Genomic DNA, 20,218 nt, shown 5'->3' with positions numbered 1-20,218 from the left:
CCAGAACCTGGCCGACAACTTCCACAAGGGCAACCGTCGCGGCCGCGCAGCGGGCCTGAACATGGTGCTCACCGAGACCGGCGCGGCGAAGGCCGTGTCTAAGGCACTGCCGGAGTTTGAGGGCAAGCTCACCGGCAACGCCATCCGCGTGCCAACCCCGGACGTGTCCATGGCTGTGCTGAACTTGGACTTGGAGAAGGACGTTGAAAAGGACGAGGTGAACACCTTCCTGCGTCGCGTGTCCACCCACTCCAACCTGCGCCAGCAGCTCGACTACATCTACTCGCCTGAGGTTGTGTCGACGGACCTGCTTGGTACCTCCCACGCATCCGTGGTTGATGGTCTGGCCACGATTGCTTCCGGCAACCACCTCGTGCTCTACGTCTGGTACGACAACGAGTACGGCTACTCCCACCAGGTGGTTCGCGTTGTTGAGGACATTGCGGGTGTGCGCCCGACCGTGTACCCGGCACGCAAGGAGCCATCTGAGATTCAGTAGCGCGTTTGCTTAGCGACGACTCCACCGCCCCGGCCACATTCGGCCGGGGCGCTTCGTCGTGTAGTAGGGGTGTGGAATCGCTGGCAGTTCCTTGAAAGGTTTAGATAAGGCATATAACTAAGTGGTATCATTCCTGTGTTTTACCGTTCGTTTCCCGTGCCTTTGCTTCGAGAAAGTTGAATGACGCCCATGTCTCGCTATTCCGATGACCCCCGTCGCGTACACCGCCCACGGGGCATGCGCATCACCGCAGTTGCGACGGTGCTCGCGCTTGCCGGCACGGTCGCCGAAGTCCCGCTGGGTACCTTCACCCCGGTCGCGCACGCGCAGAGGATGCCTACTCTGCAACCTGGTATCGATCATGGCGAGGTTCGCATTGAAAACGGCAATTGGCGAGGAGCGGTCTTCTTCAACGGGTCCATGCGGGTGAAGACGGTATCCATCGAGTTCGTGCCGCCGGAAACCGCGCCTCCGCCGCTCTTCGCAAGTAATGTTAAGTCGGCGCCGGAGGGGGATCCGGTATTCAAAAGGATCCCTGAAGTCTCGCAGTTCAAGCTTGATCACCGCGTTTACAGAAACCGCCAAGAAGTTGTGCTGAAGACATACGATGTCACCGTCCACCGCAGCATCGCGACAACACCCTCAGGCAATTATGCGATTCGACTGCGCTATGAGCTACCGGAAGAGTTGCAGGTAGAAAGAATGCACCGCCTGATCCTTTGGGGGATGGGCAAGGGCGGTTATCCGACTCCGATGGCCGGTGGTGGCTCCCGGTACACCGTGCCTATGGTCAACATGGCTTCGCCGGGCAAGGTGCGCGTACACAATCCGGATGAGGAGCCGGTCGGCCGCCCGAAGGTGTTGGTGAACAGGAAGTGGACCAACCGCCAGGGCAAGGAAATCGTCCTCCAGGGCGAAGAAGCGGTTGCCGATAACGGCTCCTACTGGCTGACCTCCAACAACCCGAGAACGACGTACCAGATTGGCGTGCGACCTCCAGCGGGCTTTGTCAGCCCGGCGACCAAGCCGTGGAAAGACGAGGCCACCGCCCCGGATTTTGATCTGTACCCGATCACCGTCACCGGCCGGGTGATCGACGACAAGGGAGTCGGCATCTCCGGTGCACGTGTGACCGTCGGCGGTAAGTCGGCCCAGACTGATCAAAGCGGTAACTTCACCGTGCCCAAGGTTCCGGTGCCCAAGGATCCAGAGGATAAGTACACGCTGGTCGTGGGCGAAACTGAGGACAGTCAGGGGACAGAGGTCGATGGTGTCGTCGTTAAGGATCAGCGCGTCAACCGCATCGCGGACCCGATCGTTGTGCAGCGCAAGCAGCAGTACGGCAAAGTCAGCGGAAAGGTCAACGGGCTGCCGGAACGCACCAAGGTGAAGGTGCGTGTCGTCGGTACGAACACTGTCGTAGACACCGATGAGAACGCGGAGTTCACCATCCCGAACCTGGCAGTAGGCAAGCACGTGCTCGAGGTCGTCCCAGAGTCGCTGCCGAAGGGGTATTCGGTGACCCAAACGGCAGACGTGGACGTCAAACGCGCAACCACCGCGAACGCAAACTTCACCGCCACGCGCGATAAAGGCAGCATCTCTGGTGTGATCTCCGGCGTGCCGGCCGACAAGCAGGTCAAGATCCGCGTCACGGGTCCCGAGATTTTGGAACAGACCGTCTCAGGCGGCCACTACAGCTTCCCGGACCTGCCCACCGGGAACTACCGCGTCGAAGTGATCAAAGACTCCGTGCCACGCGGATACTCCGTCACGGGCCCGCAGAACGCCAAGGTGGAAAAGTACGAAAACAGGACTGTTGGGTTCGCGGTGATTGCGGACAACGTCACGGGCGTGATCAAGGTGGTCGACGACGCCAACAGGCCGGTCGCCGACGCTACAGTCACCGTTGACGGACGGACCGAAACCACCACCGCCGAAGGCCTTGCAACGTTTGGGGATCTCGCGCCGGGCGCCTACACCGCCGCAGTGTCTGCTGCCAGGGGCAAGTACAGCGGCGCATCCCAGGGGTTTGCGCTGTACCCGGGCGACAATGATCCGGTGACGGTGAAGGTTGGTTCGCTGAACCAAGCGGGTGGCATTGTTGTCGACGACCTTGGTCAGGCTGTGGCGGGTGCGCGGGTCGTCATCAAGCAAGGCTCCCGTGTCATCGACACTGTCCCCACCACCCCGGACGGTAACTTCGACGCCGGCACGCTGCCTGCAGGCAACTACACCGCAGAGGTGGCCCGCACCAACACGTACGGCGCGGCGAGCACAAACTTCACCGTCGAGCCCGGCGGAGACACCGAGTCGGTGATGCTCAAGGTGGCGCTGCACCGCGGATCCATCAAGGTTGTCACTTCGGGGCCGTTGGCTCCGACGGAGGTGTTCCTCAACGGTGGCCCCAAAAACGAGTACCTGCCAATCGAGGAAACCGGCGGCAGCTTCGTCCTGAACGATCTGTACCCGGGCAAGTACACCCTCGGCGCGCACGCACCGGAGGGGTACTCGATCGAAGGTGGCGGCGATGTTGACATCAACCCGAACGACACCTCGGAAAAGACGCTTAATGTGGTGCGCAATTTGGGCAATATCGCCGGTAGCGTCACCGGCCTGCCGAGCGGACAACCCGCCGAGATCCAGGTCCGTGGCGCAGACCAGAACACCGCTGGCGTGAAAAAGACTGCGGCGGTGGTCAACGGGGAGTACTCGATTGCTGATCTGCCAACGGGCACCTACACCGTCGAGATTGCGGACCTACAAGGGTATTCGGCGCCGTCGCAGGCCGCGAAGGTGAAAAAGGACAGCACCGAAACGCACGACTTTGCGCTCGCGCTGGACAAGGTGGACCTCGTCTTGCAGGTTGTCGACGACACCGGCCACCCCGTCGCCAACGCCAAACTTGATGTCGCCGGACGCACGGTGAATACCAACGCGGAAGGCATGGCTACGGTCGAGGACATCCTGCCCGGAACCTATACGGCCAAAGCCGCCGAAAGCGAGACCCACAGCGAAGGCAGCCGGGAAATCACGCTGCAGCCCGGCAAACACGGCAGCGGCGAAATCCTGGTGAAGACGCTCAACGCGGTGAGCGGCACGCTTCTCGACGACCTCTCCGCACCCGTCGCCAACGCCCCCATCCTCATCACCCAGAACGGTAAGGAAAACGCCAAGGATACGACCGACGCACACGGCAGGTTTAACGCGGGCAAACTGCACGCCGGCGAATACACCGTGCAGGTTGAATCCAGCGACAACCACGGAGGAACAACCCAGCGTTTCAGTGTCGAGCCGAACAAGCCGCGCGACCTGGAGCTCACGGTGGCGCTGGTCAAGGGGTCCGTCAACATCTCGGTCACGGGTGATGCGGAGCCAGAGTCGATCACGATCACGGGTGGTCCGAAGGACGAAACCCGCAAGGTGGAAAAGGTTGACGGCAAGTACGTCGTCGATGGCCTTTACCCAGGCGATTACACCGTGACCGCCAAGGCACCGAGCAACCACACCGTCACACGTGAAAACGACGGCAAGGTCACGGTCAAGCCAACCGAGCAGTCCAACCTGGGCATTACGGTGAAAAAGGAGCCGGCGACGTCGAATCCGGCCCCGCAGCCGGATCCGTTCGTGTGGGCACCTGTGGTGGTGCACGCCGGCGAGGTAGGCATTGGCACGCCGACGCGTAAGGGGAGCAGCGACCTGGTGTCGTCTGGGTTCACCACCAACGGCGTGGAAAAGGTCATCTCCGGCAACAAGACGGAACAGGTTGCGCCGAAGGATTCCTGGATTCGTGTGGAGCAGGACGGCACGGTCGTCGCCACGCCACCGCGCGATGCCGTGCCCGGAACTTACCGCGTAGAGGTCAACACACCGACGGGCCAACGCGAGGTCGTCGAGGTTGTCGTGGCTGAAGAAAAGCCCATGGCCGATCGCTACACGGTCGAATGGGCGAAAACCCCGGTGCCTGCTGGTGTGGAGCGCTCCTCGAGCTCGCCGCGTGCGCAGGTGGTGGAGCGCGGCTTCACATACGACGACCGCGTGCTGCCCGCAGGAACAACGTTTAAGACGGACACCAAGGGCGTGACCATCGACGCCAAGGGCAGCATCACGTTCAAGCCGGAGGCCAACGCAAAACGTGGCACCCACACGGTCCCGGTCACGATCACTTTCCCGGACGGCAGTTCCAAGACGGTCAACGCCGTCTTCGAGGTCGGCGAGCCCATGCTGGCAGACCTGGCAAACCTCGGCTACGAAGACGAGATCATGGTGGTCCCGGGACTGAGCGCAACCGTGCTGCGCACCGGCGACGCTGCGTTGCCCGAGGGGACGACCTTCAAGATGAAATCCGGGTCGAGCCTGGGCGGCTGGTCCGCGACGGTGGACGCGAACACCGGCGACGTGCGAGTCAACGCACCGAAGGTGAACGCGCGTCCGCTCACGGTCAAGGTCATCGCCTACTTCCAGGATGGTTCCACCAAAGAACTTGAAGCGCGCGCTCGCTTGGCCACAGCTTCTGCACACGCCGTGAAAAACTCCATCTCCTACCCGTCTACCACGGTGCGGGTGGGCAACACAGTTGCAGTCGCCGCTGTTGGCGATGCGGTCAAGGGCGCGGTCTTCGACGTGATCGACAACGCTGGCCTTGACGTCGGCGTGAACAGATCCACCGGCGCGCTGCGCATCACGGCGCCGAAGAACGCCGAGATCGACGAAACCTACAAGCCGCTGATCCAGGTGCGCTACCCAGACGGCAGCGCACGCGAAATCACCGCCACGGTCACGGTGCCTTCGGATGCGGCGACGTTTGACGCCGGATACGTTGGAGCGAACGTACCCATCGGCGGCGAGGCTCGTCCGGAACCTTCGTCGAAACTGCCAGAGGGCACGCGGTTTAGCATCGACGGCTTCAACGAGCAGGGCTGGACAGCAACTATCGACGAAAAAACCGGCCGTATCACCGCCCGGTCCAACGGCAGTGTGCCCAACGGCAAAACCACCTCCGTCAAGGTGCGGGTGACCTACCCGGACGGATCCTCCGAACTGGTCAACGTCCCCCTGACGGCGAGGGCACCGGAGAAAGTGGTGGTTGAGGATAAGGGGTCGTCGACAAGCGTTGGCTGGATCGCGGTCCTCGTGGGCGCGCTGGCGCTGCTTGCCGGCGTAGGATTCGCCGCATTTTTGAACCAAGACAAGATCATGCAGGTACTGGGTAGGTAGGCAACAACATGCGATTTTCCACAAAAGTAATGGCAGTCGGCCTGTGCGCCGCCCTCGCCCCCGTCTGCGTTATGCCCGCGCAGGCCAAGGTCACACAGCAAGGCAGGCAGGTTGTCGTTGAGGGGCAGCAGAAGAGCACATGGTCGCCGTACATCAACGCGACCGTGCGCCCCGACGGACAGGGCCTCTTCGACTTCGACCACCCCGAAGCTGCCGCCGAGGTGCTCAAGTACGGGCTGAGCACCGACGTGTACGTCAACGAGGCGAAAATGCCCGTCGACTGGAACGCGACGCCCGAAACCCTCAGCAGAGACGACGGAACCGACACGGTTGTCTACACCCAGACGTTTAACGGTGTTGAGGTCAAACGCACCATCAACATTTTCGACAACATCATCCAGTACACCGTCACCGCCACCAACGTCTCGGGCGCCCCGGTCAATGTCCGCGTCGAAGCCGTAAGCGACATCATGGGCAACCACGGCCAACTCCGCGCGCAGCAATACTTCGACGGCGAAATTCGCGTCTCCCCGGAAAAGCCCGGCCACACCGCACGCGTGAAGTTTGCGAACGCCGACCGGTTCGGCGTAGGACCGACCGCTGAGAAAGCCAAGGAGAGCCGCAACGACAACGACGCGCGCTACCAGGCCGGACGCTGGAGCAAGAGCCTCGCAGCGGGTGAGAAACTCGAGGCCGAAACCCAGGCGCGTTTCATCCCGCAGCCAGCCGCGTTCGACTCCGACGGCGACGGGCTGCGCAACTCGTGGGAACGCGTCGGCATGAAACTCTCCTCAGGCAAATCGTTGCCAATCCACCAGTGGGGCGCCGACGAAAACAAACCCGACCTGTTCCTGCAGCTGCACTGGATGCGATCCGAGTGGGAACAACTCAAGTGCGATCGGAAGGAATCCTTCGCGGCATCCGTGGAGGGCTTTACCCAGTTCGCCGACTGTGCGCGTGCAAACACGAAGGACTATGCGCCGTCGCCGGAGATCCTCAAGCAGTTGGAGGAGCGCTTCGCCAAACAAGGCATCAATCTCCACATCGTTGCGGGGCCGGAGTACGTCAGTTCCTCGATGTCCAGCATGAAGGAGGCAGACCGCGAGGGCGGCAAGACCGAGGACTACGCCAAAGAATTCATGCCAGGGTTGGCCGATCCGAAGTTGGCCAAAGACGAATGGGCTTACGCGCTGTATGCGCAAAACCAATTCATCTCGGCACGCGAACGGTTGCTGGGAGAACGCAAGGCGGTCTTCCGCGTTGGCGTCATCGGCGACACGATTTCTCGCGGCGACTCCTCGACAGGCCTCGCTTTGGTCAACGACTCCGTATTCTTCGTGGCGAACCATCCTGAGATGACCACGCAGGAGCAGCTGCGCAACACGATCCTGCACGAGTTCGGCCACACCCTGAACCTGCTGCACTACGGCGCGCACGTGGAGTCAAACACGGCACCGGCGCGCGATGACCTCGAAGAGTACAACTCGGTGATGAGTTACGCGCACCAGTTCAACCAGTTCAACTTTGCCGAAAAGGAAACGCACGGCCACGACGAGACCGGCAGGGAGTTTCAGATCCCGGCGGACTGGGCGAACCTGAACCTTCCAGGCGCGAACGTTGGCCAAGGCCACATCGGAGTGAACGACGAGACAGACAAGGAAAACGACAAAGACGACCACGATCACGACCACTCGCACGGCGAGGAAAGCATGCCGGTGCTGACCGAAGGTGACGTCAAAAAACTGGTCATCAACGCGGCAAGCAACAACAAGTACAAGGCAGGCTTCCGTCTCAACGAAACCGCAAACGGTGACAATGGCGTCGTCGCACAGCTTGGCGACGACAACGTCCTGCGCGGCACCATCTCCAACCTGGGAGACGTGGACGAGCGGTTTAAGGTCAGCGTCAACTACGGCTCGGGCGTGTTCCAACAAAGCTACGACCTGAAGCCTGCCGGCAAAGTCGGCGACGAGAAGCAGGTAGACATCAAGCTCGACCGCGCGGCGTTTTTGGACAAGCCGGTCGTTCCGCTGAGCGTAGTGGTTACAAACTCGCGCGGAACGGAAGTGTTTAGCCAGTCCTACAACGTCTCCGCGCTGAACTACACCCGCGAAGAGATGGCGAAGGTGCTTGCCGAGGTGCTTGCCTCCGACGCCCCGGAGTACGTCAAGGACATGGCCCGCAGGAAGCTGCAGCCGAAGGACAAGACCGAAGGGACGAGCAATGCACCGGCGGCGCAGAAGCCGAAGACGCAGCAGCCGCCGGCCAACGGCGACGGTGCGGTCTCGCCAGTGGCGATCATCATCGGCGTGCTGCTCGCTATCGGCGGCCTTGGTGCTGCGCTAGCTGGCTGGGCGATGAGCCAGGGCATGATTTAGCGCATGATCTAACGCCTAGGCTGCCTGCTCCTGCCACCAGGCCAGAAGCCTCTCAAGTGTTTGGAGGAGCGCGTGGTCGGGGCCGACCGCCTCGACGGAGGGCAGCCTCGATGCACGGAATTGCGGGCCGAGGTTGGCAAACGGGCTCACGGGTTGGGTTGCGGTTTTTGAGGAGTCGATTGCCGCAAAGATCTCGTCGAGTTTGCGCTCGACGATCCTGCGTTGCCTCCGGTTAAACGTCTCCGGTGCGAACGGGTTGATGCCGGTGAAGCTCTTGCTGACAAGGCAGTTATCGCGCGGGTCGTACACAAAAACGGCGACTGGGAACGACTCGTCGGACTTCAGGTTCGGTGTGAACTCGATACAAAAGGCGCTGTACCAGGCGTTGTCTTGCGAGTCGCCGAGCATCATCACCGTCGCAGCCGTGAGATCTTCCGCAGGGAAGACGCGAGGCACCGTGAGCGCGAACGCGGGATCCTGCGGTGGCACGATACTGACCGTGTAGTCGTCGTGAGCGACCATGATGCGCTGGACTTCGGCCATGACGTTGGCCATCTCCTCCACGCCATACCAATCGGGCGCGCGTGGGTTGTCCGGTTGGAGCAACGCACAGTCAATCTCGTGGGTGTCCGGGTCGTGGATGAGTATTGCGACGCGGAGGCCGTTTTCGATGATGTAGTCGTCGTCAATGTGCCAGCGGATGTCGTCGTCGAAACTGTAGTCGTCCTCGTCGTAGTCGTACATGGTGACAAGGTCATCGACTTCCTCGTCGTAAGAATCGAGGTAGTAAAGCTCGTAGGCACGAAAAGCCATAATTATCCCCCCTGGGTGTCGGGCGGAAGCCCCCATTTTGCTTCCGCGTATCGACGAGCCTAAACCACAACCGGCCCCAACACCAGAGCCGGGATGCACAATATATTGTGCATCTCGTAGGGAACCGAGCAACGCAGCAGTAATTGTGGCCGAAAACGCCACACGCGCGAGGAACTTGACACTGAGCTCATGCACAAGACGAGCACCAGCATCAAGCGTGCTTAGTGAGCCGGTTACTCGCCACGCATCAGGGCGAGGGTGAGTTCATAGCAGCGCTCGAGGGAAGACACCGGCAGAAACTCGTAGATCGAGTGGAAGTTGTGCGCGCCGGTGAAATAGTTCGGGGTGTAGACACCCTGGTTGGACAGCCATGACCCATCGGTGCCGCCGCGCATATCGATCTCCTTAATCTCGATGCCGAGGCGGCGCATCGTAGCGTGCAGTCGCTCGGAGCCGACGGAATTTTCGGGGGTCTTCGCGTCGGAGATGTTCGCGTAGACATCTTCGATGTCGCAGGTGATGGTGGCGCGGGGGTTTGCTGCGGCAAGGTCGCTGGCAAGCGCGCGTAGACGCTGCTTCTTTTCCTCGTAGCCTTCGCGGTCATGATTGCGGATGCTCAACTGCATGGTGCAGGTGGACTGGTTGCCGTCGATACCGTTGAGCCAGATAAAGCCCTCACGTCCCTCGGTGTGCTCGGGCGTTTCCTGCGCGTCGAGCTGGTTGGCAAACTCCATTGCCAGTGTGATCGGGTTGACCAGGTTGCCCTTCGCGTTCATCGGGTGGGCGCTGACGCCGGCGATGGTAATGGTGGCGGTGGCGGCGTTGAACGTGGTCTCTACAACCTCGCCGAGCTCGCCGCCGTCGACGGTGTAGGCGTAATCGACAGGGAAGCGGTCAAAATCGATCGTGCGTACACCGCGCAGGCCGATCTCCTCGTCCGGCACGAACGCGATGTAAATGTCGCCGTGTGGGGTCTGACCGCCGAGCTCGGTGACCGCCTCCATGATCGCGGTCACGCCGGCCTTGTCGTCGGCGCCAAGCACGCTCGTGCCGTCCGTGTGGACGATCGGCTGGCCCTCGTACGCTGCAAGTTCCGGGTGGTCGGCGGCGCGCAGCCAGAGGTCGCGCTCGGCGTTGAGGCAAATATCCCCGCCTTCGTAATGGGTTAGCTGCGGATTGACCGTGGGGGAGAGGTTTACATCCACCGTGTCCAGGTGGGAGCAGAAGCCGATCGCGGGGCCGTCGCCGGTGCCGGAGATCTTCGCGGTGACCACGCACGTGTCGGACAGGTGGACGTCGGTGGCCCCGGCGGTGGAGAGCTCGTCGACAAGCAAACGCGCAAACGTCCATTGGCTTTCGGTGGACGGGACTGTAGTGGCGCGAGCGTCGGATTGGCTTTCCGTGCGGACGTAGCGGAAGAAGCGGTCAGTAAGGCGTTGCTGGATCGGCGTGAGAGTGTTCATGCCGCGAGGGTAGCGCGTTAGTTTGCCAGCGCTGCCTCAGAGGTTCGGGTAGGGCTATCGATGGCGCGACCCAGCAGTACTACGAAGATGACCAACGCGATGGTGAGCATGATGTGGCCCAAACCTGCGATGCCGGAGATCGCCGCACCCGACTCCTTGCCCAGCACCGTCAGCGAGCCGTGCAGGATCAGCATGGACACGGTGGTAAGCAAACCTGCGTTGTAGAGCCAGAAGAAGATATTGAAAAGCTTCTTATTGCGCGAGAAGGTGAAGACCTTTTCTAGGGCGAGGAAGATGAGGAACATCATGAAGCCCAGGGCCAAAAGGTGAGTGTGTGTGACACCGAGTTGTGTGAACTCGCCTTCCGGGAAGTTGTTGGCGCGGGTGAACTCGCGGTAGAACACGCCCGAGATCAGGCCGAGGGCGAGGTAGAAGATTGCGGCTCTGTAGAGGGCCTTCATGGGAAAAACTCCTTTTAGCAACAAAGTGTTGTGAACATCATCTACGTTTGTACCAGAAAGCTCGGTCCTGCGAACCGGGTGTGCCGTTTAAACGATGATGGAGATTGCGTTGATGACCGAATCCCATAACGCCACGACAGAATGGCTCAGATCGTTTAGCGACGCTTGCCACGACGCAGGCAACCAGGCGTCAGCGGCGCCGTTGCCGAGCGCATTGCGGAAATCTTGTGCACCATGATGGATGTTGTACGTCAACAGTGAACTCAAGCCCATGATGGCCATGCTACGCGCCCGTATGCAGGGCAAACAGTACACGCGTCACATTTTGAAGGCCCATTTGGTGAGACTAATGTTTATGCAGGAACAACCACTTCAAGGAGGAAGACCGTGACAACGGCAGTCGCCCCCGCAGACAGCCCCGAACAACAAACCTCAAACAAACTCAACACAGGAAAAACGATCGCGTTTTTCCTCGCATTTATCGCACTGGCCGCTGTGATCCTGACCCCGATCGCAGGGCTTGCAATGCCCGCAAAGATCGCACTCGGCATGCTTGCCTTCGCCGTGATTATGTGGGTCTCGGAGGCCGTGTCCTACCCGGTCAGTGCGGTCATGATCGTCGGGCTGATCGCCATCACGCTCACATTCGCCGAAGACCCAGAGACAGGCGAAGCTATCGGTGCATCCAAGGGCTTGAGCACCGCCATGAGCGGCTTCTCGTCCTCAGCAGTGGCGCTTGTCGCCGCGGCACTCGCACTGGCAACAGCCATGCAGGCGACCGGCCTGCACCGTCGCCTGGCGCTGTATGTGCTGAAGTTCGCCGGCGAGAAGGTCTCCAACATCGTCATCGGCGCAATTGTCATTTCGATCATCCTGGCGTTCTTTGTCCCGTCCGCAACCGCCCGTGCCGGCGCTGTCGTGCCGATTCTCATGGGCATGGTGGCAGCCTTCGGCCTAGCCAAGGAATCCAAGCTCGCTGCACTCCTGGTCATCACCGCAACCCAAGCCGTATCCATCTGGAACGTCGGCATCAAGACCGCCGCTGCGCAAAACCTCGTGGCTGTCGGCTTCATCGAAGACCAAATGGGCCAGACTATCTCCTGGGGTCAGTGGTTCATCTGGGCCGCACCGTGGTCGATCCTGATGTCCATCGCCCTGTACTTCATCATGCGTGCCACTATTAAGCCTGAGGTGGAGTCGATCGACGGGGGACGTGAGCTCGTCGAAAAGCAGCTCGCGGAAATGGGACCCATGACCGGCGCTGAGAAGCGCCTCACCGCCATCGCAGTGTTGCTGCTGTTCTTCTGGGCCACCGAAGGCGTGCTGCACCCGATTAGCTCCGCAACCATCACCATCGTCGCCGTCGGCTTCATGCTTATGCCGGTCATCGGCGTCATGGACTGGAAGTACGCCCAGCAGCAGATCAACTGGGGCACCCTCGTCGTGTTCGCCGCCGGCATCTCCCTGGGCAAGTTCCTGCTGGACACTGGCGCTGCAACCTGGCTGTCTGAGGCAACCTTCGGCGCTATCGGCCTATCTTCCATGCCGATCCTCGCCGCAATCGCCCTGGTGTCGCTGTTTAACATCCTGATCCACCTGGGCTTCGCCTCCGCGACCTCGCTTGCCTCCGCGCTGATCCCCGTGTTCATCGCGCTCGCAGCCACCCTGGACGTACCCAACGGCGGCATCGGATTCGTGATCATCCAGCAGTTCGTCATCTGCTTCGGCTTCCTGCTGCCGGTCTCCGCACCGCAAAACATGCTGGCCTACGGCACCGGCGCGTTTACCTCCAAGCAGTTCCTGCGCAGCGGTATCCCACTGACCATCGTGGCCTACCTGCTCATCCTGCTGCTGTCCGCCACCTACTGGAACTGGATCGGCCTGGTCTAGATACGCCGAATTACTCCAACACCAGGGCTAGGTGCAGCGTCGAAAGTTCGTGCGCGCCTGGGCCTTTTGCTAACCCCGCAAACTCGGCGGCGGTCTCACGTGTGACGGGGATGATCCAGCCGTACTTCGGATCCAGCACAGGCTCGGACCTGCGGTCCACCGGCACAAACGTGACGGGGCGTGCGGTGGGGGAGGTGAGCTGCACGGCGTCGTCGATACGCGAAAGCTCCTCGAGTGCCCTCGCTGAGGTGGTCACGATGATGATCTTCTCGTTGGTATCGGGCGCAAGCCGCGCCGTGTGCACCTGCAGCGTATCGACGACCACCGGCACCACCCGCCCCGGCAACTCCACCAGCCGAGGCTGGTTCAACCCGAAAAGTTCACGCGCGCGGTCGATGATTCCCATGACAAGGGAGTGTATAAGGTGACCAGTATGTCTGAATCGCACCGCGTCGACATGGTGATGTCGTACGGCACCGGCGACCTCGTCGTCACACCCCACGACTACGAAACACCACTGCGCCGCGGCAACCGCCTCACACGCGCCGGATGGAAATCCATCTTCCGCCGCGTGGTCACAGACTTTTCCAACGACGCCATGGTGGACCGTGCCGCCACCCTGACCTACTACACCCTGCTGTCGGTCGCGCCGATGCTGCTCGCCGCATACTCCATCTTCAGCCTGCTCATGCCGCGTGGCGACGACATGGCCGACTCAATCATCGCCGACCTGATCAACCAATACGTCCCGCCGCAGCTGCAGGAGGAAGCGTTCCAGCTCATCTCCGCCATCGTGGCCACGCCGGCGGAAAGCACCATCGCACTTGCGGTGTCCGTGATCATCTCGCTGCTATCCGCCTCGGCCTACGTGCGGTCGTTTTCCCGCAACGCCAACCTCATCTACGGCCGCACCGAAGGCCGCCCTATGACGGTGACCTGGGTAACCATGTGGCTGGTCACAGTAGTCATGGTCGTCGGTGCGGTGGTGATCATTTTGGGCGCGTTGCTGACGGACTCCATCGTCAACGCCGTGTTCGGGCCGATCGCCCGGCCGCTGCAACTGGAGGAGGAGCTGCACTACCTCACCGCAATCTTCCTGCCCGTCTGGGACTACCTGCGCGGCCCTGTCATCGCGGTGGTCTCGGTGGCGCTCGTCTCCGTGCTGTACTACTTCGCGCCCAACGTCAAACCCGGTAGGTTCCGCCTGCTCACCCTCGGCTCGGCGAGCGCGCTGCTGGTCGTTGGCGCGCTGTGGGTCGGGTTTTCCTGGTACCTCAAACTCGTCGGCGTGCGCAGCACCTACGGTGCGTTCGGCACCGTTTTGGCGGTGCTGGCGTTGATCTGGCTGATGAACATCGTGCTGCTCGAAGGCGTGAAAATCGACGCCGAAGTCCTGCGCGCCAAAGAACTCCAACACGGCATGGACTCACGCCGCCACATTCAAGCGCCGCCACGATCCAACGTCGGGGCGGCGTGGCGGCTGCAGACTCGCCGGTGGACCGACCGCATCGCCGACGACATCCTGCAGCAACGCGAGGAGTCGGCGCAGTAGCTAGTCGGCGATGAGCGGCTCGATGGTGAGCTCCGGGTGCTCCTTCTCGACGAAAGCCAGCTTCCACTTGTCACCGAACAGCGCGATGATCTCGCCGTCTGTACGCGTGAAAATTTCCACGCCGCGCTGGCGGCCCAGCTCGGGCGCGGACTCGGCGTCGGTGCGCCGGGCCACCGAGTAGGGGATCGGCTCGGTGACCGTTTCCACGTTGTACTCGTTTTCCATGCGAGCCTGCATGACCTCGAACTGCATGGGGCCGACGGCGGCCATGACCGGGGCGGCGTCGCCACGCGTGTCGTTGCGCAAGATCTGCACGACGCCCTCGGCATCCAACTGCTCAAGCGCCTTGCGGAACTGCTTGTACTTACCCAGCGACTTCGCACGCAGCGTCCGGAAGTGCTCCGGAGCGAACTGCGGCATCGGCGGGAACTGGACCTTCTTGCCGGCGTAGATCGTGTCACCCGGCGCCAGCGCGCCCGCGTTGACCAGGCCGATGATGTCCCCCGGGAAGGCCGTCTCCACGGTGTCGCGGTTGCGGCCGAAGACGGTCAGGGCGTACTTCGTGGAAAAGCTGCGGCCCGACTGGGCGTGCGTGACCTGCATGCCGCGATCGAACTCGCCGGAGACCACGCGCATAAACGCCAACGTATCGCGGTGGTTCTTATCCATGCCGGCCTGGACCTTGAACACCACGCCGGAGAAATCATCGCCGACTTCGCGCTCGGTATCCATCGCGGTCGTGGAGGCTTCCACCGCCTTCGGGTCAGAGGCGCGACCCTCCGGTGCCGGTGCGATTGCGCACAGCGTGTCCAGGATCTGGTGCACGCCGAAGTTCAGCATCGCGGAGGCGAAAATGATCGGGGAGGTGATGCACTGTTCGAAGAGCTGCTGGTCGTGGACGGCGCCGTCGGCAAGTAAAAGCTCCGCTTCTTCGAGCGCGGTGTCCCACGCGTCGCCTTCCTTCGCGGCGGCCTCGTCGGCGGAGTAGTGCTCCTCTGGTGCGATCGTCGAACCGCCGGCTGTGCGGGTGAAGTGTACGTACCCGTCGATCTCGCCATCGGAGGAGACGTGCGCGAGCCCGCGGAAGTCACCCGCTTCGCCTACCGGCCAGTACAGAGGGGTGGGTTGGAGGTCGATTTCGGTAACGATTTCGTCGACAAGTTCAAGCGGCTCACGACCCACGCGGTCCCACTTGTTAATCACCGTGACAATCGGCAGACCGCGCGCCTTGCACACGCGAAACAGTTTCAGGGTCTGCGGCTCGAGGCCCTTCGCCGCGTCGATCAGCATGACCGCGGCATCCACGGCGGAAAGCACACGGTAGGTGTCCTCCGAAAAGTCCGCGTGGCCCGGAGTATCGACGAGGTTGACCACGTACGGCTCGCCCTCGTGGCCCTCCGGCGCGTACTCGAACTGCAGCGCCGACGATGCGACGGAAATGCCGCGCTCCTTTTCCATCTCCATCCAGTCCGACACCGTCGACTTGCGGTTGCCCTTACCGTGCACCGCACCGGCTTCCGAAATCACATGCGCATGCAGCGCCAGCGCCTCCGTCAACGTGGACTTACCCGCATCCGGGTGGGCGATAACAGCGAACGTGCGGCGGCGGGCGGCCTCGGAAACAGTGCTCATGGGCCGCTAGCTTATCGACGACCCACCCACCGAGTACAGTCGCGTACATGACAACAATTGGCGTAATTCTAGGATCCATCCGTCAAGGCCGCGTCGGCGAAGGTGTCGCCCACTGGGTACGCGACACCGGCAACGCCCGCGACAGCGTCGAGTACCGACTCCTCGACCTCGCAGAGTTCAACGTCCCGGCGCTCACCGCCGCCACCGTGCCGGGCGCCGCCAACAAGCAATACGAGCACGACGCCGTCACCGCCTGGTCAAACGCCATCGACGCCTGCGACGGCTTCGTCTTCGTCACCCCCGAGTACAACCACTCCATCCCCGGCACCATGAAAAACGCCTTCGACTCACTCGCCTCCGAGTGGGCTGGCAAGCCGGTCGCGTTCGTCGGCTACAGCGGCACCGGCGCGATTCGCGCGATCGAGCACTGGCGTCAGATCGTCGCTAATTTCTCCATGTTTGACATCCGCAACCAGGTGGGCATCAACATCTTCGGCACCGACCTCGAGGAAGAAAAGGCCGCCAACACCGACGCGCTGGGCACCGTGCTTGCCGACCTAGAACAGGCAATTAGCGCGCGTGGATAACGTTCTGCGCCTTCGCTAACCCCTCGGCGACGATCAGGCGGGCGGCCTCCGCCGCGGTTGCGATGTCCTCGTCGCCCGAGATGTCGCTGAGTACCCAATCCGGCACGGCCGTACCCTTCGGCGGCCGGCCAATACCGATGCGCACCCGAACGTAATCGCGCGTGCCCAAATGCTCCGTAATCGACTTCAGCCCGTTATGGCCGTTCTCGTTCCCGCCCAGTTTCACGCGGACTTTGCCGGCTGGGAGATCGAGCTCGTCGTGAAGCACAATGATCCGCTCCGGCGGGATGTTGAACTTCCGGACAAGGGGAGCGACCGCCTCACCCGACAGATTCATATACGTCTGCGGCTTGCAACGCGCCACACCATCGAGCTTCGGCAACTCGTCGAGCGCCAAGAAGCCCACATTGTGCTTCGTGCGTGCATACTCCGCACCCGGGTTACCCAGCCCCACAACCAGCCAATCGGCCTTGGGGCGTCTGAAAAAACCAAACACGTGCCACACTGTACCCATGGAATTTCCACGCGTGATCGCAGCACCCATGGCCGGCGGACCATCCACACCCGAACTGGTCAACGCGGTATCCTTCGGGTTCATCGCGCTCGGCACCTGTAGCGCCTCGCAAGCCCGCTCGTGGCTCGCCGCGTGCGAGACGCCGTTCGGCGCGAACCTCTTCGTGCCCCAACCCGAGCCATTGCTTGACGACGTCCACCGCACCGCCCACCACCTCCAACAGGCAGTTCCGGCACTCGAATCCGACTACGCCGAAAAGTTCGCCGCCGTGCTGGAGGCCGCACCCGCCGTTGTGTCCTCGACGTTCGGCTGCTTCACCGAAACCGAGATCGCACAACTGCATGCGGTCGGCTCGGAAGCCTGGGCGACAGTAACCAACGAGGCCGAACTGCGCGAAGCCCAAGCCAGGGGAGTCGATGGCGTGATCATCCAGGGCCCACGCGCCGGTGGCCACCGCGGCACCTGGAGCCAACACGACGACCCTGACCAGCGCTCATTGCCGGAGTTGCTCGCAGATCTGCGGCCCCTCGCCACCGTTCCCGTGATCGCCGCCGGCGGCGTCCGCAATGCCGAAGACGTCGCCGCGATCGACATGCCCGTCGCCTGCGGCACCGCATTCCTCCTCGCCGACGAAGCCGGCACCAGCCAACACAACCGCGAACTCCTGCGCACCGACACACCCGCCGTGGTCTCCCGCGCCTTCTCCGGACGGTGGGCGAGCGGTGTGGAAACAGATTTCACGCGGGAAAATCCTGACCTGCCGCCGACCTACCCGTATTTACGGCCGATGACCAGGGATAACGACTACTGCCTCGTCGGCGCCGACCGGGGAGCATTGATGGCTGCACCGGCTGCCGAGATCGAGCGGATGCTAACGCCCTAGACAGCTGTTGCGATGAGAAAGGTATGAAGCTTTCCAAAATCGCAATTGCCACCGCAACGACCGGCGCGCTCGCACTGGGCGCGCTCGCCCCGGCAGCCAGCGCGGCACCGGCGGCTCCGGCCGCTCCTGCTAACCATGACGGCGCCTACAGCGGCAGCGCCTGGGGGCTTTACAACTTCCTTGTCACCAACATCATCAACGGCGCCGAGCAACTCAACGGTGGCGCGAACAAGAGCGGGACGGAGAAAGCTCCTGGGGTGATGCTGAGCTCCGCACCGTTTCTCCTTCTGCTGTTCCCGCTGCAGTTAATCGCAGAAGCAGAAGTTCGCCTGCTCGATCAGCTCGGCTTCTAATCCGCGAGCGGGAGCTCGACGACGAGCCCCTCACACGCCACACGCTCGGTAGGTTTGCCGCCCCACATCGGGGTCAGGCCAACACCGCGAAGCGCTTCCACGAGCGATTCGGCCGCCTCAACGGAGCTAAACCCGAAGTAGAGCTCGCCGGTGTGGATGACTCGATCCACGTCCTGGTTCGTGCAGTACACATAGCCGCTGCGGCCATCATTTTCTGCCTGTTCGGCGGCTTCCTCGGCGCAGTCGCTTTGAGTAAGCCCCTCGTCGAACGAGAACGCGAGGTTGCGCTCAGCCAGAGCGTCGCGGAGCGTATCGAGGCGCTGCGCGTCCTCGGAAGCTTTGGGGATGAGGTTGGCGTACTCGGCGCGGATGTCGTCGATAAGCACATCGAGCCCTGGGACCGGATCGCCGCCGTTATCGTCCTCAAAAAACGCCTCGATCTCGCCGGTACTCCACCCATGGCACAGCATGAGCGAGATGTCGCCCTCGCGTGACTGCGATTCGTAGAGGTTATCTGACGGCGGATACTTGCTGGTCAACATCGCGTGCTGGCTCATGGGCACGAGGCTAGCAAGAAATCACGCGGGTCGTGTTCTCGATCGCACCAAGGCCCTCGATCTCAACACGCACCGTGTCGCCATTTTTCAGGTAGCGCTTCGGATCACGCGCGTGGCCAACACCGTCCGGAGTGCCAGTTGCGATCACGTCACCAGGCTCCAGCGGATACAGATGCGAGATGAACTCGATGAGTTTCGCGGGGGTAAACACGAGGTCGTCGGTACGCGAATGCTGCATCACCTCACCATTAACCGTCGTCGTAATCGCGGGACCCGGCTGCCACTGCGTATCCAGCCACGGGCCGAACCCCGCCGTCTTTTCCAACGACTTGCCCTGGTGCCACTGCTGCGTGCGCTTCTGATACGTGCGCTGCGTGTAGTCGTTGATCACGCTGTAGCCAGCAATGTAATCCGCACCGTTGGACACATGGCGCGCCCGCTTACCGACGACCACCGCCAACTCACCCTCAAAATCCAACGACTCCGCGTTGAAGTCCGGCACCTCAGCGTCGTCATACGGCCCAACGAGCGCCTCCGGGAACTTAATGAACAGCGTCGGCACATCCGGCTGATCATGCCCCATCTCCGCGATGTGCTTCGCGTAATTCAGCCCCACACAGATGATCTTGCCGGGACGAGGAATCACCGGCGCGAAATCAGCGGGGGAGAAGGTGAACTCCTCGCCCTCCTCGAAATTTCCCGCGTGCAAAAGCGCGCCGATGTCGGGAGCGTTGAGTTTGACGGCGCGGGTGTCGTCGATAAGCCGTGCCGCGGTGGTGGTGTTTCCGGTCCTGATCGTCGCAAGTTTCATGCGGCTAGCCTAACGCGCGCAGAATCTCATCCGCTGCGTCCGCGGCCGCAATTGCGAGATCAACCTGCTCCTTCGCGCTGAATGGTTTCAGCACATAATCCGCCGGCGCCATCCGTCCGGGCGGGCGACCGATGCCGACGGCGACCTTGTTGTACGGCTTGTTCAGCGCCTTGGTCACCGACTTCAGCCCGTTATGGCCGTGATCGCCACCGCCGAGACGGATCTTCACCTCGCCGAGGTCCAGATCGAGCTCGTCGTGAATCACATACACGTCTTCCGGCTTCACGCCGAAATAATCTGCGAGCGCCTTCACCGGCCCGCCCGAAACATTCATGAAACTGCGCGTGCGCGCAACGATCACACGGTCCTTGGCCAGGCGTCCCGCCGCCAACTCCGCCACCTCGGTGTTAGTGCGCTTGTGTGCCGACAAGGTTGCGGGCATCGGGGTGGCGCGCTCCAAAAGCTCATTGACGACGACCACACCCGCGTTATGCCGCGTATTTTCATACTGAGGGCCAGGATTCCCAAGACCAACGATCAGAACAGTCACGACGCACATAGTACTTCTCACCAGGGGATTGTGGAATTTGGTGTTGGAGTTATCCACA

Annotated in this window: 17 protein-coding genes and 1 pseudogene; 8 read left to right on the top strand and 10 right to left on the bottom strand. The window is 61.9% G+C overall.

Annotated features, from left to right (window positions below):
- The 3 genes and pseudogenes from HMPREF2617_RS06220 to HMPREF2617_RS06210 all read left to right on the top strand — a co-directional run.
- A pseudogene (locus tag HMPREF2617_RS06220) lies at positions 1-499 on the top strand (glyceraldehyde-3-phosphate dehydrogenase); the annotation flags it as partial.
- 189 nt (positions 500-688) lie between these two features.
- Positions 689-5,716 carry a carboxypeptidase regulatory-like domain-containing protein gene (locus tag HMPREF2617_RS06215; protein WP_168168338.1) on the top strand — a complete coding sequence of 1,676 codons (5,028 nt, stop codon included), beginning with the start codon at positions 689-691 and terminating at the stop codon, positions 5,714-5,716.
- 8 nt (positions 5,717-5,724) lie between these two features.
- Positions 5,725-8,094, top strand: a complete 2,370-nt coding sequence (locus HMPREF2617_RS06210; protein ID WP_141763021.1) for a zinc metalloprotease — start codon at positions 5,725-5,727, stop codon at positions 8,092-8,094.
- Between the two features lie 15 nt (positions 8,095-8,109).
- Here HMPREF2617_RS06210 and HMPREF2617_RS06205 read toward each other — a convergent pair whose 3' ends face one another.
- The 4 genes from HMPREF2617_RS06205 to HMPREF2617_RS06190 all read right to left on the bottom strand — a co-directional run bounded on the left by HMPREF2617_RS06205 (position 8,110) and on the right by HMPREF2617_RS06190 (position 11,104).
- On the bottom strand, positions 8,110-8,907 hold the full coding sequence (locus HMPREF2617_RS06205) for a hypothetical protein (protein ID WP_070840329.1): 798 nt from the start codon (positions 8,905-8,907) through the stop codon (positions 8,110-8,112).
- 233 nt (positions 8,908-9,140) lie between these two features.
- Positions 9,141-10,370 (bottom strand): peptidase T, encoded by a 1,230-nt coding sequence (gene pepT / locus HMPREF2617_RS06200; protein ID WP_070840328.1) that lies wholly within the window; start codon positions 10,368-10,370, stop codon positions 9,141-9,143.
- A 17-nt stretch (positions 10,371-10,387) separates the two neighbouring features.
- Complete coding sequence (locus HMPREF2617_RS06195) at positions 10,388-10,831, bottom strand: DUF2871 domain-containing protein (RefSeq protein ID WP_070840327.1); 444 nt, start codon at positions 10,829-10,831, stop codon at positions 10,388-10,390.
- 87 nt (positions 10,832-10,918) lie between these two features.
- Positions 10,919-11,104 (bottom strand): hypothetical protein, encoded by a 186-nt coding sequence (locus tag HMPREF2617_RS06190; RefSeq protein WP_141761168.1) that lies wholly within the window; start codon positions 11,102-11,104, stop codon positions 10,919-10,921.
- Between the two features lie 114 nt (positions 11,105-11,218).
- Between HMPREF2617_RS06190 and HMPREF2617_RS06185 the strand changes: the two genes are divergently transcribed.
- Complete coding sequence (locus HMPREF2617_RS06185) at positions 11,219-12,721, top strand: SLC13 family permease (protein WP_070840326.1); 1,503 nt, start codon at positions 11,219-11,221, stop codon at positions 12,719-12,721.
- 10 nt (positions 12,722-12,731) lie between these two features.
- Here HMPREF2617_RS06185 and HMPREF2617_RS06180 read toward each other — a convergent pair whose 3' ends face one another.
- The gene (locus tag HMPREF2617_RS06180) at positions 12,732-13,127 is read right to left on the bottom strand and encodes a hypothetical protein (RefSeq protein WP_070840325.1); all 396 of its coding nucleotides are present in this window, start codon (positions 13,125-13,127) and stop codon (positions 12,732-12,734) included.
- A 27-nt stretch (positions 13,128-13,154) separates the two neighbouring features.
- On the opposite strand from HMPREF2617_RS06180, the gene HMPREF2617_RS06175 reads away from it, so the two are divergent.
- Positions 13,155-14,273: a YihY/virulence factor BrkB family protein gene (locus HMPREF2617_RS06175; RefSeq protein ID WP_070840324.1), complete on the top strand. Its 1,119-nt coding sequence runs from the start codon at positions 13,155-13,157 to the stop codon at positions 14,271-14,273.
- Here HMPREF2617_RS06175 and HMPREF2617_RS06170 read toward each other — a convergent pair whose 3' ends face one another.
- Positions 14,274-15,905: a peptide chain release factor 3 gene (locus tag HMPREF2617_RS06170; protein WP_070840323.1), complete on the bottom strand. Its 1,632-nt coding sequence runs from the start codon at positions 15,903-15,905 to the stop codon at positions 14,274-14,276.
- Positions 15,906-15,952: 47 nt separating this feature from the next.
- Here HMPREF2617_RS06170 and HMPREF2617_RS06165 point away from each other — a divergent pair, with 47 nt between their 5' ends.
- Positions 15,953-16,492 carry an NADPH-dependent FMN reductase gene (locus HMPREF2617_RS06165; RefSeq protein ID WP_070421246.1) on the top strand — a complete coding sequence of 180 codons (540 nt, stop codon included), beginning with the start codon at positions 15,953-15,955 and terminating at the stop codon, positions 16,490-16,492.
- Here HMPREF2617_RS06165 and pth (HMPREF2617_RS06160) read toward each other — a convergent pair.
- Positions 16,476-16,988: an aminoacyl-tRNA hydrolase gene (pth, locus tag HMPREF2617_RS06160; RefSeq protein ID WP_246821708.1), complete on the bottom strand. Its 513-nt coding sequence runs from the start codon at positions 16,986-16,988 to the stop codon at positions 16,476-16,478. The genes HMPREF2617_RS06165 and pth (HMPREF2617_RS06160) overlap by 17 nt on opposite strands.
- 16 nt (positions 16,989-17,004) lie before the next feature.
- Between pth (HMPREF2617_RS06160) and HMPREF2617_RS06155 the strand changes: the two genes are divergently transcribed.
- Both HMPREF2617_RS06155 and HMPREF2617_RS06150 read left to right on the top strand, forming a co-directional pair.
- Positions 17,005-17,889 (top strand): NAD(P)H-dependent flavin oxidoreductase, encoded by an 885-nt coding sequence (locus tag HMPREF2617_RS06155; RefSeq protein WP_070840321.1) that lies wholly within the window; start codon positions 17,005-17,007, stop codon positions 17,887-17,889.
- Positions 17,890-17,912: 23 nt separating this feature from the next.
- Complete coding sequence (locus HMPREF2617_RS06150; RefSeq protein WP_070614923.1) at positions 17,913-18,242, top strand: hypothetical protein; 330 nt, start codon at positions 17,913-17,915, stop codon at positions 18,240-18,242.
- Here the strand turns inward: HMPREF2617_RS06150 and HMPREF2617_RS06145 are convergent.
- Genes HMPREF2617_RS06145 through pth (HMPREF2617_RS06135) form a run of 3 tightly spaced genes read right to left on the bottom strand, consistent with a single transcriptional unit; the run spans position 18,239 to position 20,160 of the window.
- Positions 18,239-18,799, bottom strand: a complete 561-nt coding sequence (locus tag HMPREF2617_RS06145) for a DUF6891 domain-containing protein (protein ID WP_246818901.1) — start codon at positions 18,797-18,799, stop codon at positions 18,239-18,241. The two genes, HMPREF2617_RS06150 and HMPREF2617_RS06145, sit on opposite strands and share 4 nt — an antisense overlap.
- A 10-nt stretch (positions 18,800-18,809) precedes the next feature.
- The gene (locus HMPREF2617_RS06140) at positions 18,810-19,610 is read right to left on the bottom strand and encodes a fumarylacetoacetate hydrolase family protein (RefSeq protein WP_070614925.1); all 801 of its coding nucleotides are present in this window, start codon (positions 19,608-19,610) and stop codon (positions 18,810-18,812) included.
- A 4-nt stretch (positions 19,611-19,614) separates the two neighbouring features.
- On the bottom strand, positions 19,615-20,160 hold the full coding sequence (gene pth, locus HMPREF2617_RS06135; protein WP_246818902.1) for an aminoacyl-tRNA hydrolase: 546 nt from the start codon (positions 20,158-20,160) through the stop codon (positions 19,615-19,617).
- Positions 20,161-20,218 lie beyond the last annotated feature (58 nt).

Origin of the sequence: Corynebacterium sp. HMSC070H05 (assembly GCF_001837615.1) — a bacterium.
Taxonomy (GTDB): domain Bacteria; phylum Actinomycetota; class Actinomycetes; order Mycobacteriales; family Mycobacteriaceae; genus Corynebacterium; species Corynebacterium coyleae.
This window is presented reverse-complemented; position numbering and strand designations above follow the sequence as displayed.